Raw genomic sequence first — 19,981 nt, 5'->3', positions numbered from 1 at the left:
TCGGGCACCTAAGGGTGCCCGTTTTTGTTAATGACTTTTTTTCATGACAAAAGCTTCCGACAACGACGCTACTATGAAGAATTCTGTTCGCTATCGTGGCCGCTTTGCGCCCACGCCCTCTGGCTCGCTGCACTTTGGCTCACTGGTCGCCGCCCTAGGCAGCTATCTGGATGCCCGTGCGGCCAATGGGCAGTGGCTGGTGCGCATTGAAGATATCGACCCCCCACGCTGTCCGCAGGGGGCTGCAAGCACTATCCTGCGCCAACTGGAAACCTTTGGTCTTGAGTGGGATGAAGAGGTCATGTGGCAGCACACCCGCGGCGATGCTTACCAACTAGCTCTTGACCAGTTTATCCAGCTCGGGCTTGCCTACCCCTGCAGCTGTTCGCGTAAGCAGTGGCAGGCGTTTGATATCTACCCCGGCTGGTGCCGGAATGGCGTTTGCGATGCAAATAAACCGGTGGCTTGGCGGCTGCGCTGCGACCGCGGCGAGCGCCCGATCCGCTGGCAAGACCGGCTATTCGGCGAACAGCAGTTTGACCCGGCTGAACTGGGCGATGTGGTATTAAAGCGCAAAGATGGGCTATGGGCATATCAGCTCGCCGTCGTAGTGGATGACGCCGAGCAACAGATTACCGATATAGTGCGTGGACGCGACCTACTTGATAACACGCCCTGGCAGCGCCAGTTGCAGAGCGCCCTTCAGCTACCCCAGCCGCGCTATCTACACTTACCGCTCATCGTGACAGCGGAAGGTCAAAAACTCTCTAAGCAAAACCTCGCCCCCGCCCTGGCGGAAGATGCACATGGTGTGCGCCAGCAGCTTTTTCAGGCACTGGAAGCGCTTGATCAAGCGCCGCCCAAAGACCTTGTCTCCGAGCCCCCGACGACTCAGTTACACTGGGCGATAGCGAACTGGTCGAATAAACGACTAAGCCCAACGGCACACCGCCTAACTCCCTCTTTACGTTTAGCAGGAGATTGATATGTACGTCTATCGCATCATGCTATTTTTGGTGTTTGGCGGCTACCTGCTCTCGCCACTGCTGATGAATGGCTGGAGCGATCCTGACTCTGCCTGGTATCGGCCATTTGCGATATGGGCCGGTTTGATTGCTCTCACGCTCTGGCTAGAGCAGAAGAGGAAGCTTGATGAACGTTGAGTTAATCGGCGTCCTATTGCTTGGGTTGGGTTACCTAGCGCTGCTGTTTGGCTGCGGTTTTGCCGTAGAGCGCGGCTGGGTGCCGGTGCACATTACTCGTCATCCGATTGTTTATACCCTCGCCTTGGGCGTTTACGCCAGCGCCTGGGCAATCTACGGCAGCGTAGCAATGGCTGCCCACGCAGGGTTTGGCTACCTTGCCTACTACCTGGGCGCGGCGGGTGCTTTTTTGCTGGCTCCCGTACTGTTAGTGCCGATCCAGCGCATTACCCGTACCTACCAATTAACGTCGCTTGCAGACCTATTCGCCTTTCGCTTTCGCTCGCGTTGGGCGGGCACGCTGGTGACGTTAGTCAGCCTGTTAGCAGTACTGCCACTATTGGGCATTCAGGTACAAACCTTGAGTGATGCCATCGACATCATGACGGCTAGCCGAGCAGGCGGCAGCGTTGCACTACTTTTTTGCATTGTCATCGCTGCTTTCGCCGTGACATTTGGCGCCCGTCGCAGCCAGTCCCATGGTCGGCACGACACGCTGCTCAGCGCTATCGCATTTGAATCCATCGTTAAGCTGCTGGCCATGCTCGGGCTCGGTGCGGTAGCCCTGTGGATGGTATTTGACGGCCCCGGCGACCTACAGCTGTGGTTGGAAGGCCCTGGTGCTGCTCTTCAACAGCAGACGCCCAAACTTGCCCCGGCCCAGTGGCGTACCCTATTGCTACTGTTCTTCGCCGCGGCGTTTATGATGCCGCACCTCTTTCATATCAGCTTCGCGGAAAGCCTGTCGCGGCACACCCTGCTACAAGCCAGTTGGACGCTGCCGCTGTTTCTTCTGCTAATGGCGCTGCCCGTGCCTCTAATCTGGTGGGCGGCTCAGTCGGTTAATCCCGATATACCCATCGCCGCCTACGCCGCCTACTTGATGACCGAACACTGGTGGGTCGGTGCGCTGGCATTCATCGGCGGGCTAGCCGCCGCCAGCGGCACCATGATTATGATTGCGCTGGCACTCTCCGGCATGGTGTTGAATCACATTGTGCTGGTGGCCAGACCGCCTGAAGCACGTAGCGACCTCTATGGCTGGCTGCTATGGCTGCGGCGTGGCTTAGTCGTTGCGGTGATTATTGGCGGCTGGCTGTTTTATCAGTGGGTCGGCCGCTACCACGGCTTAATTGGCCTGGGGTTGGCAGCTTTTGTAGGCATGGCCCAGTGTCTGCCCGGCATGCTGGCGCTGCTCTATTGGCCTGGCGCTAACCGTAAAGGCATGATTGTTGGCTTGGTGGCAGGCGTCAGTATCTGGCTGTGGGGGTTGTGGCTGCCGCTTATGCTTTCGCTGCCTCCGCCTGTGCTGCTCTTCACGCCGTTCACGGCTGCCGATGCGCCGCTTTGGTACAACGTCACTCTGGTGTCGCTCGCCGTCAATATTTTGCTGCTGATTGTGATTTCGCTGTTTACGCGCATCTCTGAAGGGGAACAATCCGCCGCAGAGGCGTGCTCGGTGGACGCAGTGATCCGCTCCAAGCGCTTTCCATTAGAAGCCGCCACCGCTAGCGACTTTTCCGCGCATTTAGCCCATGCACTGGGCGATGAAGCCGCCAGCCGTGAAGTCGCCCGCGCCTTGAAAGCGCTCAACTTAACGCCTCAAGAGCGTCGCCCCTACGCGCTGCGTCGTTTACGCGACCGCATTCAGGCCAACCTGTCTGGCCTAATGGGGCCTTCCGTCGCACGGGACATCGTCGACCGCTACCTGCCCTATCGCCACGATGATGCTCCTGAAACCGACGATATCCACTTTGTCGAGAGCCGCCTGGAAGCCTACCGCTCGCGGCTGACAGGGTTAGCCCGCGAGCTCGATGGCTTACGCCGTCACCACCGCCAGACATTGGCCTACTTACCGGTAGGGCTATGCGTACTGGGCGATGACGATGAACTGCTGATGTGGAACCAGGCGCTCTCGCAACTTTCAGGTATTAGCGGGGAAAGCGTGATCGGCTCACGCCGCGACAGCCTACCCGCCCCGTGGCCAAGTTTGCTGGGCAACGTGCTTGAGACAACGTCAACGCCACTCTACAAACAGGCCGTCACACTGCATGGCAAGGACTACTTCCTTACGCTGCACAAAGCCATTCTCAGTGGCCACGACAGCCGTGGTGGCAGCGTCATTTTGATTGAAGACCATACCGAGATGAAGTGGCTGGAGGATGAGCTGGTGCATGCGGCACGGCTCGCCTCGATTGGCCAATTAGCTGCCGGGGTCGCCCATGAAATCGGCAACCCCATTACCGGCATCTCGTCATTGGCTCAGAACCTACGCTACGACACCGACGATCCCGTCCTGCTGGAAACAGCCGACCAGATCCAACAACTGACCCAACGGGTGACGAAAATCGTCAATTCACTGGTCGGCTTTGCACATGGCGGGCGCCAGACGGTCCCGCTTCCCGCCTCGCCTGTGGCGCTTTCATCGATTAGTGAAGATGCATTGCACTTGATCCACCTCGCCCGCTCGGGAGAGGATGTTACATTGACCAATGAAACGCCCGACGATTTGGTGGTTCGCGGTGATTCTCAGCGGTTAACCCAGGTAATGGTCAATTTACTTAGCAATGCCCGAGATGCCTGCGGCCAAGGCGGTCTAGTGCACATTGACGCCGGGTGCGATGACCAGCTTGCCTGGTGGCGAATAACGGACAACGGCCAGGGGATTGATCCCCGAGTACGTGACCACTTATTTGAGCCATTCACCACCACCAAGCCAGCAGGCGAAGGTACCGGCCTCGGTCTTTCCCTGGCTTATCAGATTATCAATGAGCACCAGGGTAAAATAGACGTGGCATCGCCACCGCCCGGACAGCCTCGCGGCACTGCCATTACGTTATGGTTGCCGCTTTACCAACAGGATGATCAGCCAGCCCATGCCCAGGATTCTGATTGTTGAAGATGAAGCCATTATTCGCAGCGCGTTAAAGCGCCTGCTGGAACGCCACGACTATACGGTCAGCGAAGCAGCCAGCGCTGAAGAGGCCTGCCTGCTTGAACTCACGGGGTTTGACCTCATCATCAGCGATCTCCGCTTGCCTGGCGAGCCAGGCACTTCCTTAATTGCCGCTGCAGCACCCGTGCCAGTGCTGATCATGACCAGCTACGCCAGCATGCGTTCCGCAGTCGAAGCGCTCAAACTGGGCGCCGTGGACTACGTTGCGAAACCATTTGATCACGCGGAACTACTGGAAACTGTCGAGCGCATTCTGCATAAACAATCGATGCAGCAGAGTCCGCCGCCGAACATCACCGACGCTGGCGGCGGGCGGCAGACCATGATAGGCAACTGCGTTGCCATGCAGCAGGTTTACACCCGCATCAGTAAAACGGCGCCTGCGGATGTCACCGTCTTGATTCTTGGCGAATCTGGCACGGGCAAGGAGCTCGTGGCACGTGCCATTCACCAGCAAAGCAAGCGCGCCAAAGCATCGCTTATTAGCGTTAACTGTGCGGCGATTCCAGAAACGCTGATCGAATCTGAACTGTTTGGTCATGAGAAAGGTGCTTTTACCGGCGCCAGCGCGGCGCGCACTGGCTTAGTCGAAGCTGCCGACGGCGGCACGCTGTTTTTGGACGAAATTGGTGAGCTGCCGCTGGATGCCCAGGCGCGCCTGTTGCGCGTATTACAAGAGGGTGAAATTCGCAAAATCGGCTCGGTCGAAACCCGCCACGTTAACGTCCGCTTGATTGCCGCTACCCATCGCGACCTGCGCGCACTGTCGAAGACCGGCGAGTTTCGTCTCGACCTGTACTATCGCCTGAATGTAATGCAGATCGAGCTGCCGCCACTGCGCGAGCGCGAGGATGATGTGCTTGAGATTGCTGATATTCTGCTCGAAAAAGCGTGCAAACGACATGAGCGCACAGGCCTACGCCTATCCCGTGCAGCTCGCCAAGACCTACGTGACTACCCTTGGCCAGGCAACGTGCGCGAGCTGGAAAACGCCCTTGAGCGCGGAGTGATACTTGCGGAAGGACACTTGATCCACCCGGATGATTTAGGCCTAGGGCCCATCACCGCTCGTCCTCATGGGCTATCAAACAACACCTCGGCTACCGGCGGCAGCCCAGACAAAATCGCTGAAGAGAATGAAGATGACCTCTCCTTAGAGGATTATTTTCAGCATTTTGTGCTCGAACATCAGGATCAAATGAGTGAAACCGAACTGGCGCAAAAACTTGGCATCAGCCGAAAAAACCTTTGGGAACGTCGCCAGCGGCTTGGCATACCGCGTAAAAAAACCGCTCGTCGCCCAGGTTAAAGGCTTGTTAACGAGCCAAAACAACACGCTGCGATTATCTACGACTATCGTCTAATACACTGATTTAATTAAGAAACATTCCACCTAGAAGGCCACAGGCACTGTTACCTTCCCACACAACAACGCGCACAAACGGTAGAGTAATGGGTAACACTTCTCGCGCTGCAAAGTTCCTGTCTATTTAAAAAAACGCCAACCTTTTGAAATTCATAATTTATCTCATAGGTGGCACACCGCCTGCAGTATTACTGGTTAAGAAAAACAACTGGGCATAGCGGTAGGTCGCTAACAAAAACAACATGACCACGCCCCAACCTGAGCCACAACAAAAACAACAGGGCCAGGTAGAGATAAAGGTACTAACAAGAACAACAGGCTTGAATCTCATTACTTGCTGGCACAGGCAACACAGGTGCCGCAAACAATTATAAAATTAGCAAGTAGCCCGAAAGGACGCGACGTACACCAGCACTTAGCACACAAATAACAACAATAGCAGTCAATGTGTACACCCCGGCGCTAATAATAATTCCCCGGGGGGAGAAAAGTTCGCGGTTGGATTATTGTTTTGAATACGAGGCGGTCGGAACCATCGTGATCCTTACGCCTACCGACTGCGGTGCGTATTCAGGGCGATGTGCCATCATGAAGAAAAACAGCAGCATGGATGCTGATTAATTGCTTAATAGGGGAGGCTCTCTTAGCCTCCCCTTTCCGTGTTTGGCGCTTGAGCTTACACGTCAGCGTCAAGTGCTTCGCAAGCCACTCTTTGCAAGCCATCAAGGGTCGGCTACACTCAGCCACTAATTGTTTATGTTCAGTACTCCTTTGAAGTACTTGCTAATGACTATTTTTACGTACCCTGCGAGTTGAAATTATCGCATGTTTAAAGGATTTACCCGTTTCCTACACAGCCCGGGGGAGCAATTGAAAACCTTGCTCGATCCCCAAGAGAGCACCACCACGACTCTCTCTCCGCGTAACATTCCTCGGTCCGAGCACCCTGTTTCTCGCCAGCATATTAGTGATGCCGCTTTAAAAGTGCTTTATCGCCTTAGCGGCGCTGGGTTTGATGCTTATTTGGTGGGTGGCTGCATTCGCGATGCGCTGCTTGGCAAGATGCCTAAGGATTTCGACGTCGCCACTAATGCGACCCCCGAGCAAGTTCGTGATCTGTTTCGTAACTCACGCCTAATTGGCCGCCGTTTTCGGATTGTCCACGTACGCTTTGGCCGAGAGGTCATTGAGGTCACCACCTTCCGTGGCAAACCCCAAGACGAGCATGGCGATCATATTGCCCACCAGTCCGATGAAGGGTTACTGCTGCGTGACAATGTATGGGGCAATATCGAAGAGGATGCGCTACGTCGCGACTTCACCGTTAATGCCCTCTACTACAACATCGCCGATTTTAGCATCACTGATTTCGCTAATGGCGCCGTGGACATCAAGACCCGCACTCTGCGACTGATTGGCGACCCAGCGACTCGTTACCGCGAAGATCCGGTTCGGATGCTCCGGGCAGTTCGCTTTGCGGCTAAGCTCGACTTTACGTTAGACCCAGCCACTGAAGAACCAATGTACGATCAGGCGCCGCTGTTGCTGCAGATTCCCCCTGCTCGGCTATTTGATGAAGTGCTCAAGCTGTTTATGTCGGGCCACGGTTTGGTAACCTTCCGACTACTCAGCCACTACGGTTTGTTCGGCATGCTCTTCCCTGAAGCTGAAGAAGCCATGGCCGATGCTGCTTGGGCCGAGGAGCTGATTGAGCAAGCGCTGACTAACACCGACAAACGCATTGCCGAAGAGCGCCCGGTCACGCCTGCGTTTCTGCTAGCAGCATTTCTGTGGGCGCCGGTCAAACAGCGCCAGGAAGAGCTGGAAAAAGAGGGCATGCCGGCGATTCCCGCCTTGCAAGCTGCCGCTCAGCAGGTGGTCTCCCGTCAGTTAGAGTTCACCTCAATTCCTAAGCGCTTTGGGATTCCCATGCGTGAAATTTGGGAATTACAGCAGCGACTTCCTCAACGCCGCGGTAAAAAAGCTTTTCAAACGCGAGAACACCCTCGCTTCCGTGCGGGTTACGATTTACTGCTGCTGCGCGAACAGGCGGGCGAGATACCCCATGGTTTAGGCGACTGGTGGACTGCGTTTCAACGTGGCGATGAGCACGAACAGCGGCGTTTACTGCAAAAAGTGGGCGGTGATCCGGCGAGCCAGGGTGATCGTCGTCGCAAACGGCGGCGTAAGCCACGTGCAGCAGAGTAACGAAACAGACGTGGGCGCATTACCCCAACTCGCTTATATAGGCATTGGCAGCAATCTTGAGTCACCCGTTGATCAGGTTCGCGAAGCCCTTCATGAACTTGCATTGCTGCCGCTTAGTCGAGTCACCGCAGCGTCCTCGCTGTATGCCAGTCGCCCGGTGGGGCCGCAGGATCAGCCGGACTTTATCAACGCCGTGGCGGCACTGGAAACACACCTCTCGCCATTGGCGCTGCTCGACCAGCTTCAGGCGTTAGAGCAGCAGCATCGCCGCCGCCGACAGCGGCATTGGGGCCCTCGAACGCTAGACCTTGATCTGCTGCTTTACGCCAACGACGCTATCGACAAACCACGCCTACGCGTCCCCCACCCGCAAATGACCGCCCGAGCCTTTGTACTGTTACCGCTGGCAGAGATTGCGCCTTCACTCGATCTTCTCCAAGAGCCGCTGACAGCATGGCTTAGACGCGTTGAAGACCAGGGCTTGGTACGACTACCCAACGCCTAGCGCGCGCTCGACGCTACCATCTGACACATATCTCGACACCGACACCCCATTCAGGTAACAATTGCCGGTTACGCCACTTCGCGCATGCAGGGATGCAGCGTAAATAATGGCCGCTGCCTATGTCGCAGTGGTCTTGTATAAAGAGAGCACGCCATGAAAACCGTCACTCTAAGCACGCTGCAGGCCTACAAGCAGGCTGGCGAGACGTTCAGTTGCCTAACCGCTTACGATGCCTCCTTTGCCCACGCGGCCAGCCAGGCAGGCATTGATGTACTGCTGGTCGGCGATTCGCTAGGCATGGTGCTACAAGGCCATAACAGCACCTTACCGGTCACTATTGACGACATCGTTTACCACACCCGCTGCGCTGCACGTGGCAAAGGCCATAGCCTGCTGATGGTTGACCTGCCATTTATGAGCAATGCCACCACCGAGCGACTGCTGGAAGATGCCGGTGCGGTTATGCGCGCGGGTGCTGAGCTGGTCAAGCTGGAAGGCGAAGCCTGGATGGCCGATGGCATTCGTGAACTGACTCGCCGCGGCGTCCCGGTATGTGCGCATCTCGGCTTAACCCCGCAAACCGTCCACCAACTTGGGGGTTATAAGGTACAGGGCCGCGAAACTGCTCAAGCTGAGCGAATCATCAACGATGCCAAGATTCTTGCCGATGCGGGTGCTTCGGTAATTCTGCTAGAGTGCGTTCCCGCTAGCCTGGGCAAAGCAGTCACCGAAGCGCTGGACGTACCGGTGATCGGCATTGGTGCGGGTCCTGACACCGACGGTCAGATTTTGGTGATGCACGATGTTCTCGGTGTTACCCATGGCCGCACGCCACGCTTCGTTAAAAACTTTATGGTTGACGCTGACAGTATTCAAACGGCTTTCCAGCACTACCACGAAGCGGTCAAATCACGCACGTTCCCGGCCCAAGAGCATTGTTTTTAAATACCGTTATTGAAGACCCTTTTTAAAGACCGCTTTTAGAAGAAGACATCTCGACTATGCGCACCTTGCGAGAAATTGATCAGCTACGCAGCACGCTGCGAGAACACCGGCAGCGCGGTCAGCGCATTGCTCTGGTGCCGACCATGGGCAACCTGCACGCTGGCCACTTAGCGCTGGTCGACTGCGCGCGACAGCACGCTGACATTGTAGTTTCCAGCCTGTTTGTAAACCCGATGCAGTTCGGCCCAGGCGAAGATTTGGATGGCTATCCGCGTACCTTTAGCGCCGATCAGGCGCAACTGGTTGAAGCTGGCTGTGATGTCCTTTTCGCGCCAGCGGTAAGTTCGCTCTATCCAAACGGGCTAGACACCCAAACTCGCGTTCATGTCCCCGTGGTGGGCGAAGGGTTGTGTGGCGGCTCGAGACCTGGCCATTTTGACGGCGTCTCTACCGTGGTGAGCATGCTGTTTAACCTCGTACAGCCAGACGTCGCCTGCTTTGGGGAGAAGGATTACCAGCAGCTTGCGGTCATTCGTAAGCTGGTGCGCGACCTGCATATGCCGATTGAGATTATCGGGGTACCTATCGTGCGTGCGGTGGATGGCTTGGCGCTCTCATCCCGCAATGGCTATTTAAATAGCGCGGAGCGCGCAACCGCTCCTGCGCTCTACCGAACCTTATGTATGCTGCGCGATGCTCTGGAGCGCGGAGCCCCGATTGAAGAGGCTCTTGATCAGGGCAAGGTCGCGTTAAGTGAAGCTGGTTTTACACCGGACTACCTGGAGTTGCGTGACGCATCGCTGGCATCGGTTAGCCCAACCACCCGCCACGCGGTACTGCTGGCAGCGGCAAAGCTAGGCCCGGCGCGGTTAATCGACAATATCACTATTCAACTCCCGGCCAGCGCGGTCACTGACGTCAGCGAATAAACAACGGGTAATAGAGGAAATCACATGCACACTATTATGCTCAAAGCCAAGCTTCACATGGCGCGCGTCACTCACGCGGTACTCAACTACGAAGGCTCATGTGCCATCGACGGCGACCTGCTGGATATGGCGGGCATTCGCGAAAATGAGCAGATCCAGATTTATAACGTGGAGAACGGCGAACGCTTCACTACTTACGCCATTCGCGGCGAGGAAGGCTCTAAGCTTATCTCGATCAATGGCGCTGCGGCCCACCTTGCCGCACCTGGACATCGCATTATTATCTGCAGCTACGCCCACTACTCCGAAGCCGAGCTGGAAAAGCACCAGCCCTCGCTGGTGTATCTTCAGGAAGGCAATCACGTTAGCCACACCAGCAATATTATTCCGGTGCAGTTAGCGTAGCCTTAGTGCCTCTAACGCTTTCTCCTGACGGGCCACATGTTGGCCCGTTTTTATTTGCCTATAAAAGCGTATTGCCGCAAAGCACACCCATCCCCTATGCTGAAGAGACGGCTGACAGAGCACGCCTATCGGGCATCTGGTTTCAGAGTGTCTGTTATTTACTCCAGGAGTCATCTTATGCAAGAAGTAGTCATTGTTGCGGCACGCCGCACCGCCGTGGGCGCTTTCGGAGGTTCCCTAGCTGGCATTCCAGCGAGCGATCTTGGCGCTCTGGTGATCAAAGATATCCTCGCCTCGACCGGTGTTTCGCCCGATCAAGTGGACGAAGTGCTGCTGGGTCAAGTGCTCACTGCGGGCGTTGGTCAAAATCCGGCTCGCCAGGCGGCTATTAAAGGTGGCCTACCAGACTCGGTACCGGCCATGACCATCAACAAAGTGTGTGGCTCAGGACTTAAAGCGCTGCACCTCGCAACACAGGCAATTCGCTGCGGCGATGCGGAGCTGATTCTGGCGGGTGGTCAGGAAAATATGTCCGCTTCACCCCACGTGCTACCAAACTCCCGCAACGGCCAGCGCATGGGTGATTGGAAGGCGATTGATTCCATGGTGCACGACGGTCTATGGGATGCCTTCAATAACTACCATATGGGCATTACTGCCGAGAATCTGGCCGAGAAATACGGCATCACCCGCGAAGCGATGGATGAGTTCGCCGCAGCGTCACAGCAGAAAGCCGCTGCCGCCATCAAAGAGGGCAAGTTCAAAGGCCAGATCGTGCCGGTGGAAATTCCCCAGCGCAAAGGCGATCCGGTGGTGTTTGATACCGACGAAAATCCACGCGAAGTGACCGCTGAGAAGCTTGGCGGTATGCGCCCCGCATTTAAGAAAGACGGCACCGTTACCGCCGGTAACGCCTCGGCGCTCAACGACGGCGCGGCAGTGGTCATGCTTTGCTCCGCCGAAAAAGCCAAGCAATTAGGGCTAGAACCACTGGCACGTATAGTGGCCTATTCCAATGCAGGCGTTGACCCTGCCATCATGGGTATCGGCCCCGCACCGGCGACTCGCCGCTGCCTGGAAAAAGCCGGCTGGAGCCTGGACGACCTGGACTTGGTAGAGGCCAACGAAGCGTTTGCCGCCCAGGCGCTATCCGTCAACAAAGAGCTAGGCTGGGATACGTCTAAAGTGAACGTCAACGGCGGCGCGATCGCCTTAGGCCACCCTATCGGTGCCTCCGGTTGCCGCGTACTGGTCACGCTGCTGCACGAAATGATCGCCCGCGACGCCAAAAAAGGTCTCGCGACGCTGTGTATCGGCGGCGGACAGGGTGTAGCGCTAGCTATCGAGCGTCCTTGATTATTGTCTGAGGTAAGCGCATAACCAATGCCCCCGCTGCTTACGGGGGCATTTTTTTGCGCCCATTGGCTCAACGTGTTTTCTGGCCAACGACCTTGGCGGGCGTACTTAGTACCAGTAGCGCGCCTAGCAGGAATAATCCCGCTGCAGCCCACATAGCCATGGGCAGGCTAGTGCCATCGACCAAGCGACCCCCTAGCATGGCGCCCAAACCTATCGACATATTGAAGGTAAACGCCATCAACGCCGTGGCGGCCTCGGTATTCGGCGCGGTGCGTAAAATCCAGGTTTGGATACTCACCGACACACTGCCAAACACCGCACCCCACACCATCAGCAGCATGACACCGCTGCTTGGCTGAATCCCCAGCAGCGGAAATACAGCTACAACGATAAGCAGTAGGCTCGGAATCGCCAGCACAGCGCGGTAGGGGTGGCGCCCGGCAAACATGCCTGCCGCTATATTACCCATAATGCCTGCCGCCCCATACAGCAGCAGCAGGCTGCTCACATGGCGTTGGGAAATACCGCTGATCTCTTGCAGGATGGGGCTAATAAAGGTGTAGGCAGCGAAGTGTCCAACGACCACAAAGGCTGTCGTGAGCACCGCCACCCGCACGCCACGATTGCTAAACTGCTGGGCGAGCACTCGGAGTCGCACCGGCTCTCGTGGGGGTAGTGGTGGCAGCCAGCACCATAGCGCCACTGCCGTTAACAGGCTTAGTAGGCCGAGCGTCCCAAAGGCGACCCGCCAGTTGCTAAGATCCCCCAGCAGCGTTCCTAGTGGCACACCCAGCACTGAGGCCGCCGCAACACCACCAAATATCATCGTCATCGCTTTTGGTACCTGAGCCTCAGGCACAAGGCGCGGGGCAATGCTGCCTGCCACCGCCCAAAACCCACCAATACTAAGCCCTACTAATACGCGGGCAGCGAGCAGCAACACAAAGCTGCTCGCCAGCGCCGAAAGCACACTCCCGACGACCATCACGACCATTAGCAGAGTGAGCATAATGCGCCGATCCAGGCGCCCCACCGCAACCGGCAATAGTGGCGCAGAAAAGGCAGCGACCACACCGGGCACAGTGACCATTAAACCTGCCATGCCAGGGGTAACGCCCATGGAAAAAGCCACTTGAGAGAGCAACCCAATCGGCAGTTGCTCAGCGGTTACCAGTAAAAAAATGCCGATCATCACGGCCGCCACTGCCCACCAGCGCGGCGCTTGTTCCTGCTCCATCTGCTGCTCCCTGACTCTCTCTAAATCCCGGCGAACAAACCTACATCTGACAAAAACCGATTCCTAACAAAAACACCGCCCCCGCAGCCAGAGGCTACGAGGGCGGTGTCAGAAACCTAGCTAACGATTTAGATCATCGCTTATAAATTTAAGCTTAAATCGCCGCCTCGGTTTCCGCTGCTTCTGCTGTGAAAGCGGCTTTCTCTTCTTCGGTAATCTCTTTCATCGACAGCTTAACGCGGTTGCGGTTGTCGATATCAAGCACCTTAACGATCACATCATCGCCTTCGTTCAAGAAGTCGCGCACGTTATTAACGCGCTCGGCTACGATCTGCGAGATGTGTACCAGGCCATCGGTACCCGGCATGATGTTAACAAACGCACCGAAGTCGGCAATACGCACGACCTTGCCGTTATACAGCTTGCCGATTTCCGCTTCAGCGGTAATCGCCAGTACGGTATCAATCGCGCGCTTCGCGGCGGCTTTATCTTCCGCGTAAATCCGCACGGTGCCATCGTCGTCAAGATCGATTGAGGCGCCGGTGTCTTCGCAGATTTTACGAATCGTCGCGCCACCTTTACCGATGACATCACGAATCTTGTCTGGATCGATTTTGATCGTTGCCATGGACGGCGCGTTGTCGGAGACATCGCTACGGCTCTGGCTGATCACGACATTCATCTGTTCGAGAATACTCAGGCGCGCGGTCAGTGCTTGCTGTAGCGCGAGCTCCATAATCTCTTCGTTGATGCCTTCGATCTTGATATCCATCTGCAGGGCGGTGACACCCTCTTCGGAACCGGCGACTTTAAAGTCCATATCGCCAAGGTGATCTTCATCACCCAGAATATCGGTCAATACCGCAAAGCCGTCAGCGTCTTTCACCAAGCCCATGGCAATACCGGCCACCGGTGCTTTTAGCGGTACACCTGCGTCCATCAAAGCCAGCGAAGAGCCACATACAGAGGCCATGGAACTGGAACCATTAGACTCGGTAATTTCAGAGACGACACGGATGGTGTAGGGGAAGACGTCTTCTGACGGTAGCATCGCCTGCACGCCACGACGCGCTAAGCGGCCATGGCCGATTTCGCGACGTTTCGGGCCACCCATAAAGCCAGCTTCACCCACCGAGTAGGGAGGGAAGTTGTAGTGCAGCATAAAGCGATCTTTACGCTCGCCTTCCAGTGATTCGATTAACTGTGAATCACGCAGTGTGCCTAGTGTTGCTACGGCAATCGCCTGGGTCTCACCACGCGTAAAGATCGCCGAACCGTGCGCTTTAGGCAGCACACCGACTTCAATGGCCAGCGGACGCACGGTTTGATTGTCACGACCATCAATACGCGGCTCGCCTTTTACCACCCGTGAACGCACAACGCGCTTTTCCAGGGCAGCAAAGGCACCTTTCACTTCATCTTTACTGAACTTGTCATTAACCGGTTCGCCTTCATCGGCTGCCAGTTGTTCAATCGCCTGGTCTTTCAACTCAGCCAGTGCATCCTGGCGCTGCATTTTGTCGGTGATGCGGTAAGCATCGCCCACCTTCGCTTCAAACGCACCGGCCATGGCAGCTTTGAGCGCCTGGTTCTCTTCGGCGGCCTGCCACTCCCAGCGCGGCTTGCCCGCTTCAGCGGCCAGTTCCTTGATCGCATTGATGGCGACCTGCATTTCCTGGTGGCCAAACAGCACGGCACCCAGCATTTCGTCTTCGAGCAGCTCTTTGGCCTCAGACTCAACCATCAGCACGGCTTTTTCAGTACCGGCGACGACCATGTCGAGTTCAGAGGTGGCCAGTTCTTCAACCGTTGGGTTGAGGAAGTAGCCTTGCTCTTCGTTAAAGCCCACGCGCGCTGCGCCAATCGGGCCACTAAACGGTACACCAGAGATGCTCAGCGCCGCGGAGGTGCCAAGCAAAGCGGCAATATCCGGGTCGTGGTTACGATCAGTGGAGAGAACGGTACAGACGACCTGTACTTCGTTCATAAAACCCTTTGGGAACAGCGGACGGATCGGGCGATCAATCAGGCGCGAGGTCAGCGTCTCTTTCTCAGTGGGGCGTCCTTCGCGCTTGAAGAAGCCGCCAGGAATTTTGCCCACTGCGTAGGTTTTCTCTTGGTAGTGTACCGAGAGGGGGAAAAAGGGTTGGCTCGGGTTTGCCTCTTTACGAGCAACCACGGTACACAGTACGACGGTGTCATCCATTGTGACCATGACAGCGCCGGTAGCCTGGCGAGCAATACGCCCGGTTTCGAGCGTGACGGTGCTACGACCGTACTGGAACGTTTTCTTTACCGGATTCACAGCGACTTCCTTCAGCATTATCAATATCTACTTGTCTATTCGTTTAGGTCGTTTTGACTCGCTACCATTCTAGGCGCTGGAGCGCGATACGGCTACCTGTTCTGTCTCGCGCTCAGGACTATTAAGGTAAACACGACACATAAAAAAACGGGCAGCTCTTTGGGAGCTGCCCGTTTCTAATCGTTGCCGTTAACGCTTAACGACGCAGACCTAAACGCTGAATCAGAGACTGATAGCGTTCGAAATCTTTACGCTTTAGGTAGTCCAGCAGCTTACGGCGCTGGTTAACCATGCGGATCAGACCACGACGAGAGTGGTGATCCTGTTTGTTGGTCTTGAAGTGATCCTGCAGGCCATTAATGTTGGCGCTCAGCAGTGCAACCTGCACTTCAGGGGAACCGGTATCGTTATCGCCGCGGCCGTATTCGGTGACGATCTCGGCCTTCTTCTCAGCGGTTAAAGCCATCTGTCTCTCCAGTAAGCAATATGCCTAAAAATGAATGGTTGAGACCACGCATATTTGCAGTCTCAGGCTACTATTTTCACGTAGATGGTCGCTTCCTTGCAACGTATCTCACGAAATAGCGACGGTACTTAACAGTCGCTTAGGCGCCACTTCCTGGGCACCTTTCACTACGCCAAGGCCGATAAACGTCTCAGCGTAATAAAGTCTAGCTACTTCGTCCGGGGCTAATGCGCCGGTTTCGAGAGTAGCGGGCTGGCCATGGGCCAAACGAGAATGGGCTGTGTCGTCTACCGTTAGTAACGGTAAATGATCGACCAGCACATCCACGGGCATTAGCTCAGCTTCAAGCGCCGCTTGATCCGCCAATGCTTCCAGCGCCTCTAGCGTCCACATCGCGTCGGCTAAAAAAGGCCCTGTTTTGAGCCTTCTTAGTTGACTGATGTGCGCGCCACAGCCAAGCGCTTGACCAATATCTTCGGCTAACGTGCGGATGTAAGTGCCTTTACTGCAACTGACTTCCAGCTCGAAAGCAGTGCCTTCAAACGATAGCAGGCGCGCATCATACACGCTTATGCGCCGTGCTGCACGCTCTACGTGCTTGCCTTCACGGGCTAACTCGTAGAGTTTTTTGCCCTGATGCTTTAGCGCCGAATACATCGGCGGCACTTGGTCAATCTCACCACGAAAACGGGTGAGCACGGCCTCCACGTCATCGACGGTTAGGCTGGGAACCTCATGCTGCTCAATCATCGCGCCTTCCGCATCACCGGTATCGGTGATCACCCCTAGCTCTACCCGGGTGCGATACACCTTGTCGGCTTCTAGCAAGTGCGATGAAAACTTGGTCGCTTCACCTAGGCAAATCGGCAATAAGCCGGTTGCCATAGGGTCTAGCGTGCCGGTGTGTCCAGCTTTTTGAGCCTGAAACAGCCGACGCACACGCTGCAGCGCATGGTTGCTGGAAACACCCTTAGGCTTATCCAGCAGCAATACGCCATTGACCGGCAAACCGCGACGTTGACGCGCCACTAGCGAGTTTCCTCACTTTGCTGGGCGTCAGTGTCCTGGCTACTGTCTTGGTAATCGTCGCTATCTTGATAATCATCATCGTTTTCATAGCGTGCACGATCCGTGGTCACGGCTTCATCAATCAATGAAGAGAGATGCTGACCGCGTACCACGCTTTCATCGAAATGAAAACGCAGCTCTGGGACGTGACGTAGCTTGATGCGCTTAGCAATCTGACTTCTTAGAAAACCGGCAGCGCGCTTAAGCACCTGCAGGTTCTCTTTAATACGCTCGGGCTCTTGCTCACCCAACAGAGTGACATAGACATCGGAGTAGCCAAGATCACGACTAACGGTGACACCGCTCACCGTGACCATGCCTAAACGTGGGTCTTTCACTTCGCGTTGAATAAGTACCGCCAGCTCCTTTTGGAGCTGGTCGGCTACCCGGTCGGTACGCTTAAATTCGCGCATGTTTAGCTCCTCGCAGCCTTACAGGCTACGCTCGACCTTCACTTGGTCGAAGACTTCGATCTTATCGCCGACTTGGACATCGTTGTAGTTCTTCACGCCGATGCCACACTCCATACCGTTGCGCACTTCCTGCACATCGTCTTTGAAGCGGCGCAGCGATTCGAGCTCGCCTTCGTAGATTACTACGTCATCACGCAACACGCGGATCTTCTTATTACGATGCACGTTGCCTTCAATCACCATACAACCGGCGATGGCACCAATTTTCGGCGCACGGAAGACGTCGCGTACTTCAGCAATACCAACGATCTCTTCTTTCCACTCAGGTGCGAGCATACCGCTCATCGCCTGCTTGACCTCGTCGATCAGCTGGTAGATGACGCTGTAGTAACGCAGATCCAGGCCTTCGCGCTCAACAATCTCACGGGCAGCGGCATCAGCACGGACGTTAAAGCCGACGACGATGGCTTCAGACGCAAGCGCCAGGTTGGCATCGGTACCGGTGATACCACCGACACCCGAAGAGACCACCGCCACTTCGACTTCATCGGTGGAGAGCTCTTCCAAGGCGCCTTTGATCGCTTCCAGCGAGCCTTGAACGTCGGCTTTGAGGACGATGTTGACCTTGGCCACTTCGTCTTGGCCCATCTGGCTGAACATGTTCTCCAGCTTGGCCTTCTGCTGACGTGCCAGGCGCACTTCGCGGTATTTGCCTTGACGGAAGTTCGCTACTTCGCGAGCTTTCTTCTCGTCAGCAACGACCATAAAGTCATCACCGGCATCCGGCGTACCGCCCAAGCCTTGAATTTCTACCGGCATCGCAGGGCCAACCGAATCAACCTGCTGGGCAAGTTCGTTGGTCAGCGCACGTACACGACCGTAGTGCAGGCCAGCCAGGACGATATCGCCCTTTTTCAGCGTGCCGTTCTGAACCAGCACGGTAGCGACCGGACCACGGCCTTTATCAAGGCGTGATTCAACTACAACACCTTTACCCGGCGCGGAAGGCACGGCTTTTAACTCAAGCACTTCGGAGGCCAACTGGATCGCTTCCAGCAGCTCTTCCATACCTTCACCGGTCTTAGCAGACACGTGAACAAACTGAGTATCACCGCCCCACTCTTCTGAAATCACGCCGTGCTGGGAAAGCTCGTTCTTGATGCGATCCAGGTCGATGCCCTGCTTATCGATCTTGTTCACCGCCACCACCATCGGTACTTCAGCGGCTTTGGAGTGCTCAATCGCTTCAATCGTCTGCGGCATCACGCCGTCATCTGCGGCGACAACCAGAATGACGACGTCCGTTGCCTTGGCACCACGGGCACGCATAGCGGTAAACGCCGCGTGGCCTGGGGTATCCAGGAAGGTAACGCCACCGTGGTTATCTTCCACGTGGTAGGCACCGATATGCTGGGTAATACCACCCGCTTCACCGGTCGCTACTTTCGCTTTACGGATGTAATCCAGCAGCGAAGTCTTACCGTGGTCAACGTGACCCATCACCGTAACAACGGGTGAACGCGTGATCTCTTCACCTTCATAGGAGATGCCTTCAAGCATTTCCGTTTCCAGCGCGTCATCTTTCACCAGCTTCGGCGTATGGCCCATCTCTTCTACCACGATCGCAGCCGTATCCTGATCGATGGTTTGGTTGATGGTAACCGCCGCACCCATGTTAAACATGGCCTTGATCACTTCATTGGCTTTGATTGACATCTTGTCGGCCAATTCCGCTACGCTGATCGATTCAGGGATCGATACTTCACGCACGATCGGCTGGGTCGGCTTCTGGAAAGCGTGCTTGCCATTGCCGGTTTGGTTGCCACCACGACGACCACCACGACGTTGCTCGGCACGTTTGACCTTCTTACCGCCGCCACCGCGCTTGCGCTCTTCGCGGTCACCACGATCTTCATCGTCACGACGACCTTTGGCCTTCGCTGCCGTTTTCTTCGGCGGAGCGGTACGACGGTCAGAGCGGCCTTCTTTCGGCGGCGCTGGCGGCATATCGTCACCGGACGGCGTGTCATCAATCTCTAGATTGGGCACTTCAATATCAGGCGTAGCAGCTGTTTTGGCGGCTTTGGGCGTTGATTCAGCTTCTTTATTGCCACGTGCCGTCGCTTCAGCTTCTTTATTGCTGCGCGCAGTGGCTTCCGCTACCTGTGCAGCGCGAGCTTTCTTCGCAGCGGCTTTTTCTTCAGCTTCACGCGCATCGGTTACTTTGCGCTCGGCTTCCGCTTCCGCCATATCGCCGACTAACTGGCGTGGGCCCGTGTAGCTAGGTTCTGCGGCTTTCGGCTTCTCATCTTCAGCACTTTTAACGTAAGTTTTCTTTTTACGTACCTGCACTTCGATGGTTTTGCCACGTTCGCCGGTATTGATACGGCTACGGGTTTTGCGCGTCAGGGTGATGCGATTTTTACCCGCTTCAGGGGTATCGCTACCACCGTGGCTCTTTTTCAAGAAACTTAGCAGCTTCTGCTTATCTTCTTCAGACACAGCATCGCTTTCAGAAGCGTGCTTTAAGCCCGCTTCTTTCATTTGCTCTAGTAGGCGAGGCACATCACGGCCCACCTTTCCTGCGAAATCTTTAACTGTCATATCTGACATATTG

At 55.8% G+C, this 19,981-nt stretch carries 16 protein-coding genes; 10 read left to right on the top strand and 6 right to left on the bottom strand.

Annotated features, from left to right (window positions below; all coding sequences use genetic code 11):
• Positions 1–73: 73 nt before the first annotated feature.
• From gluQRS to AC5TBW_RS01695, 10 genes are all read left to right on the top strand, one after another.
• The gene (gene gluQRS, locus AC5TBW_RS01740; RefSeq protein ID WP_495510434.1) at positions 74–985 is read left to right on the top strand and encodes a tRNA glutamyl-Q(34) synthetase GluQRS; all 912 of its coding nucleotides are present in this window, start codon (positions 74–76) and stop codon (positions 983–985) included.
• A gap of 1 nt (position 986) precedes the next feature.
• Complete coding sequence (locus AC5TBW_RS01735) at positions 987–1,163, top strand: hypothetical protein (protein WP_495510433.1); 177 nt, start codon at positions 987–989, stop codon at positions 1,161–1,163.
• A complete protein-coding gene (locus AC5TBW_RS01730) occupies positions 1,153–4,101 on the top strand; it encodes an ATP-binding protein (protein WP_495510432.1) in 2,949 nt (982 codons plus the stop codon). The genes AC5TBW_RS01735 and AC5TBW_RS01730 overlap by 11 nt, the downstream gene beginning before the upstream one ends.
• Positions 4,079–5,467, top strand: coding sequence for a sigma-54-dependent transcriptional regulator (locus AC5TBW_RS01725; RefSeq protein WP_495510431.1), 1,389 nt, complete (start codon positions 4,079–4,081; stop codon positions 5,465–5,467). The genes AC5TBW_RS01730 and AC5TBW_RS01725 overlap by 23 nt, the downstream gene beginning before the upstream one ends.
• A gap of 882 nt (positions 5,468–6,349) precedes the next feature.
• Positions 6,350–7,732, top strand: coding sequence for a polynucleotide adenylyltransferase PcnB (gene pcnB, locus AC5TBW_RS01720; protein ID WP_495510430.1), 1,383 nt, complete (start codon positions 6,350–6,352; stop codon positions 7,730–7,732).
• A 10-nt stretch (positions 7,733–7,742) separates the two neighbouring features.
• Positions 7,743–8,237 (top strand): 2-amino-4-hydroxy-6-hydroxymethyldihydropteridine diphosphokinase, encoded by a 495-nt coding sequence (gene folK / locus AC5TBW_RS01715; protein ID WP_495511896.1) that lies wholly within the window; start codon positions 7,743–7,745, stop codon positions 8,235–8,237.
• A 153-nt stretch (positions 8,238–8,390) separates the two neighbouring features.
• The gene (gene panB, locus AC5TBW_RS01710; RefSeq protein WP_495510429.1) at positions 8,391–9,182 is read left to right on the top strand and encodes a 3-methyl-2-oxobutanoate hydroxymethyltransferase; all 792 of its coding nucleotides are present in this window, start codon (positions 8,391–8,393) and stop codon (positions 9,180–9,182) included.
• A 56-nt stretch (positions 9,183–9,238) separates the two neighbouring features.
• Positions 9,239–10,111 (top strand): pantoate--beta-alanine ligase, encoded by an 873-nt coding sequence (gene panC / locus AC5TBW_RS01705; protein ID WP_495510428.1) that lies wholly within the window; start codon positions 9,239–9,241, stop codon positions 10,109–10,111.
• A 24-nt stretch (positions 10,112–10,135) separates the two neighbouring features.
• The gene (panD, locus tag AC5TBW_RS01700; RefSeq protein ID WP_495510427.1) at positions 10,136–10,516 is read left to right on the top strand and encodes an aspartate 1-decarboxylase; all 381 of its coding nucleotides are present in this window, start codon (positions 10,136–10,138) and stop codon (positions 10,514–10,516) included.
• Between the two features lie 177 nt (positions 10,517–10,693).
• Complete coding sequence (locus AC5TBW_RS01695; protein ID WP_495510426.1) at positions 10,694–11,872, top strand: acetyl-CoA C-acetyltransferase; 1,179 nt, start codon at positions 10,694–10,696, stop codon at positions 11,870–11,872.
• A 70-nt stretch (positions 11,873–11,942) separates the two neighbouring features.
• On the opposite strand, the gene AC5TBW_RS01690 is transcribed toward AC5TBW_RS01695, so the two are convergent.
• From AC5TBW_RS01690 to infB, 6 genes are all read right to left on the bottom strand, one after another.
• Complete coding sequence (locus AC5TBW_RS01690; RefSeq protein ID WP_495510425.1) at positions 11,943–13,112, bottom strand: MFS transporter; 1,170 nt, start codon at positions 13,110–13,112, stop codon at positions 11,943–11,945.
• 154 nt (positions 13,113–13,266) lie between these two features.
• Positions 13,267–15,435: a polyribonucleotide nucleotidyltransferase gene (gene pnp, locus AC5TBW_RS01685; RefSeq protein ID WP_495510424.1), complete on the bottom strand. Its 2,169-nt coding sequence runs from the start codon at positions 15,433–15,435 to the stop codon at positions 13,267–13,269.
• Between the two features lie 178 nt (positions 15,436–15,613).
• On the bottom strand, positions 15,614–15,883 hold the full coding sequence (gene rpsO, locus AC5TBW_RS01680; RefSeq protein ID WP_007111823.1) for a 30S ribosomal protein S15: 270 nt from the start codon (positions 15,881–15,883) through the stop codon (positions 15,614–15,616).
• A gap of 108 nt (positions 15,884–15,991) precedes the next feature.
• Entirely contained in the window at positions 15,992–16,912 is a 921-nt protein-coding gene (gene truB / locus AC5TBW_RS01675; protein WP_495510423.1) for a tRNA pseudouridine(55) synthase TruB, read from the bottom strand.
• Positions 16,912–17,364 (bottom strand): 30S ribosome-binding factor RbfA, encoded by a 453-nt coding sequence (gene rbfA / locus AC5TBW_RS01670; RefSeq protein ID WP_495510422.1) that lies wholly within the window; start codon positions 17,362–17,364, stop codon positions 16,912–16,914. Before rbfA ends, truB begins: the two co-directional genes overlap by 1 nt.
• A gap of 18 nt (positions 17,365–17,382) precedes the next feature.
• Positions 17,383–19,977 (bottom strand): translation initiation factor IF-2, encoded by a 2,595-nt coding sequence (gene infB / locus AC5TBW_RS01665; protein ID WP_495510421.1) that lies wholly within the window; start codon positions 19,975–19,977, stop codon positions 17,383–17,385.
• Between the last annotated feature and the right edge of the window lie 4 nt (positions 19,978–19,981).

Source organism: Vreelandella sp. ssv (genome assembly GCF_059448525.1).
This window is presented reverse-complemented; position numbering and strand designations above follow the sequence as displayed.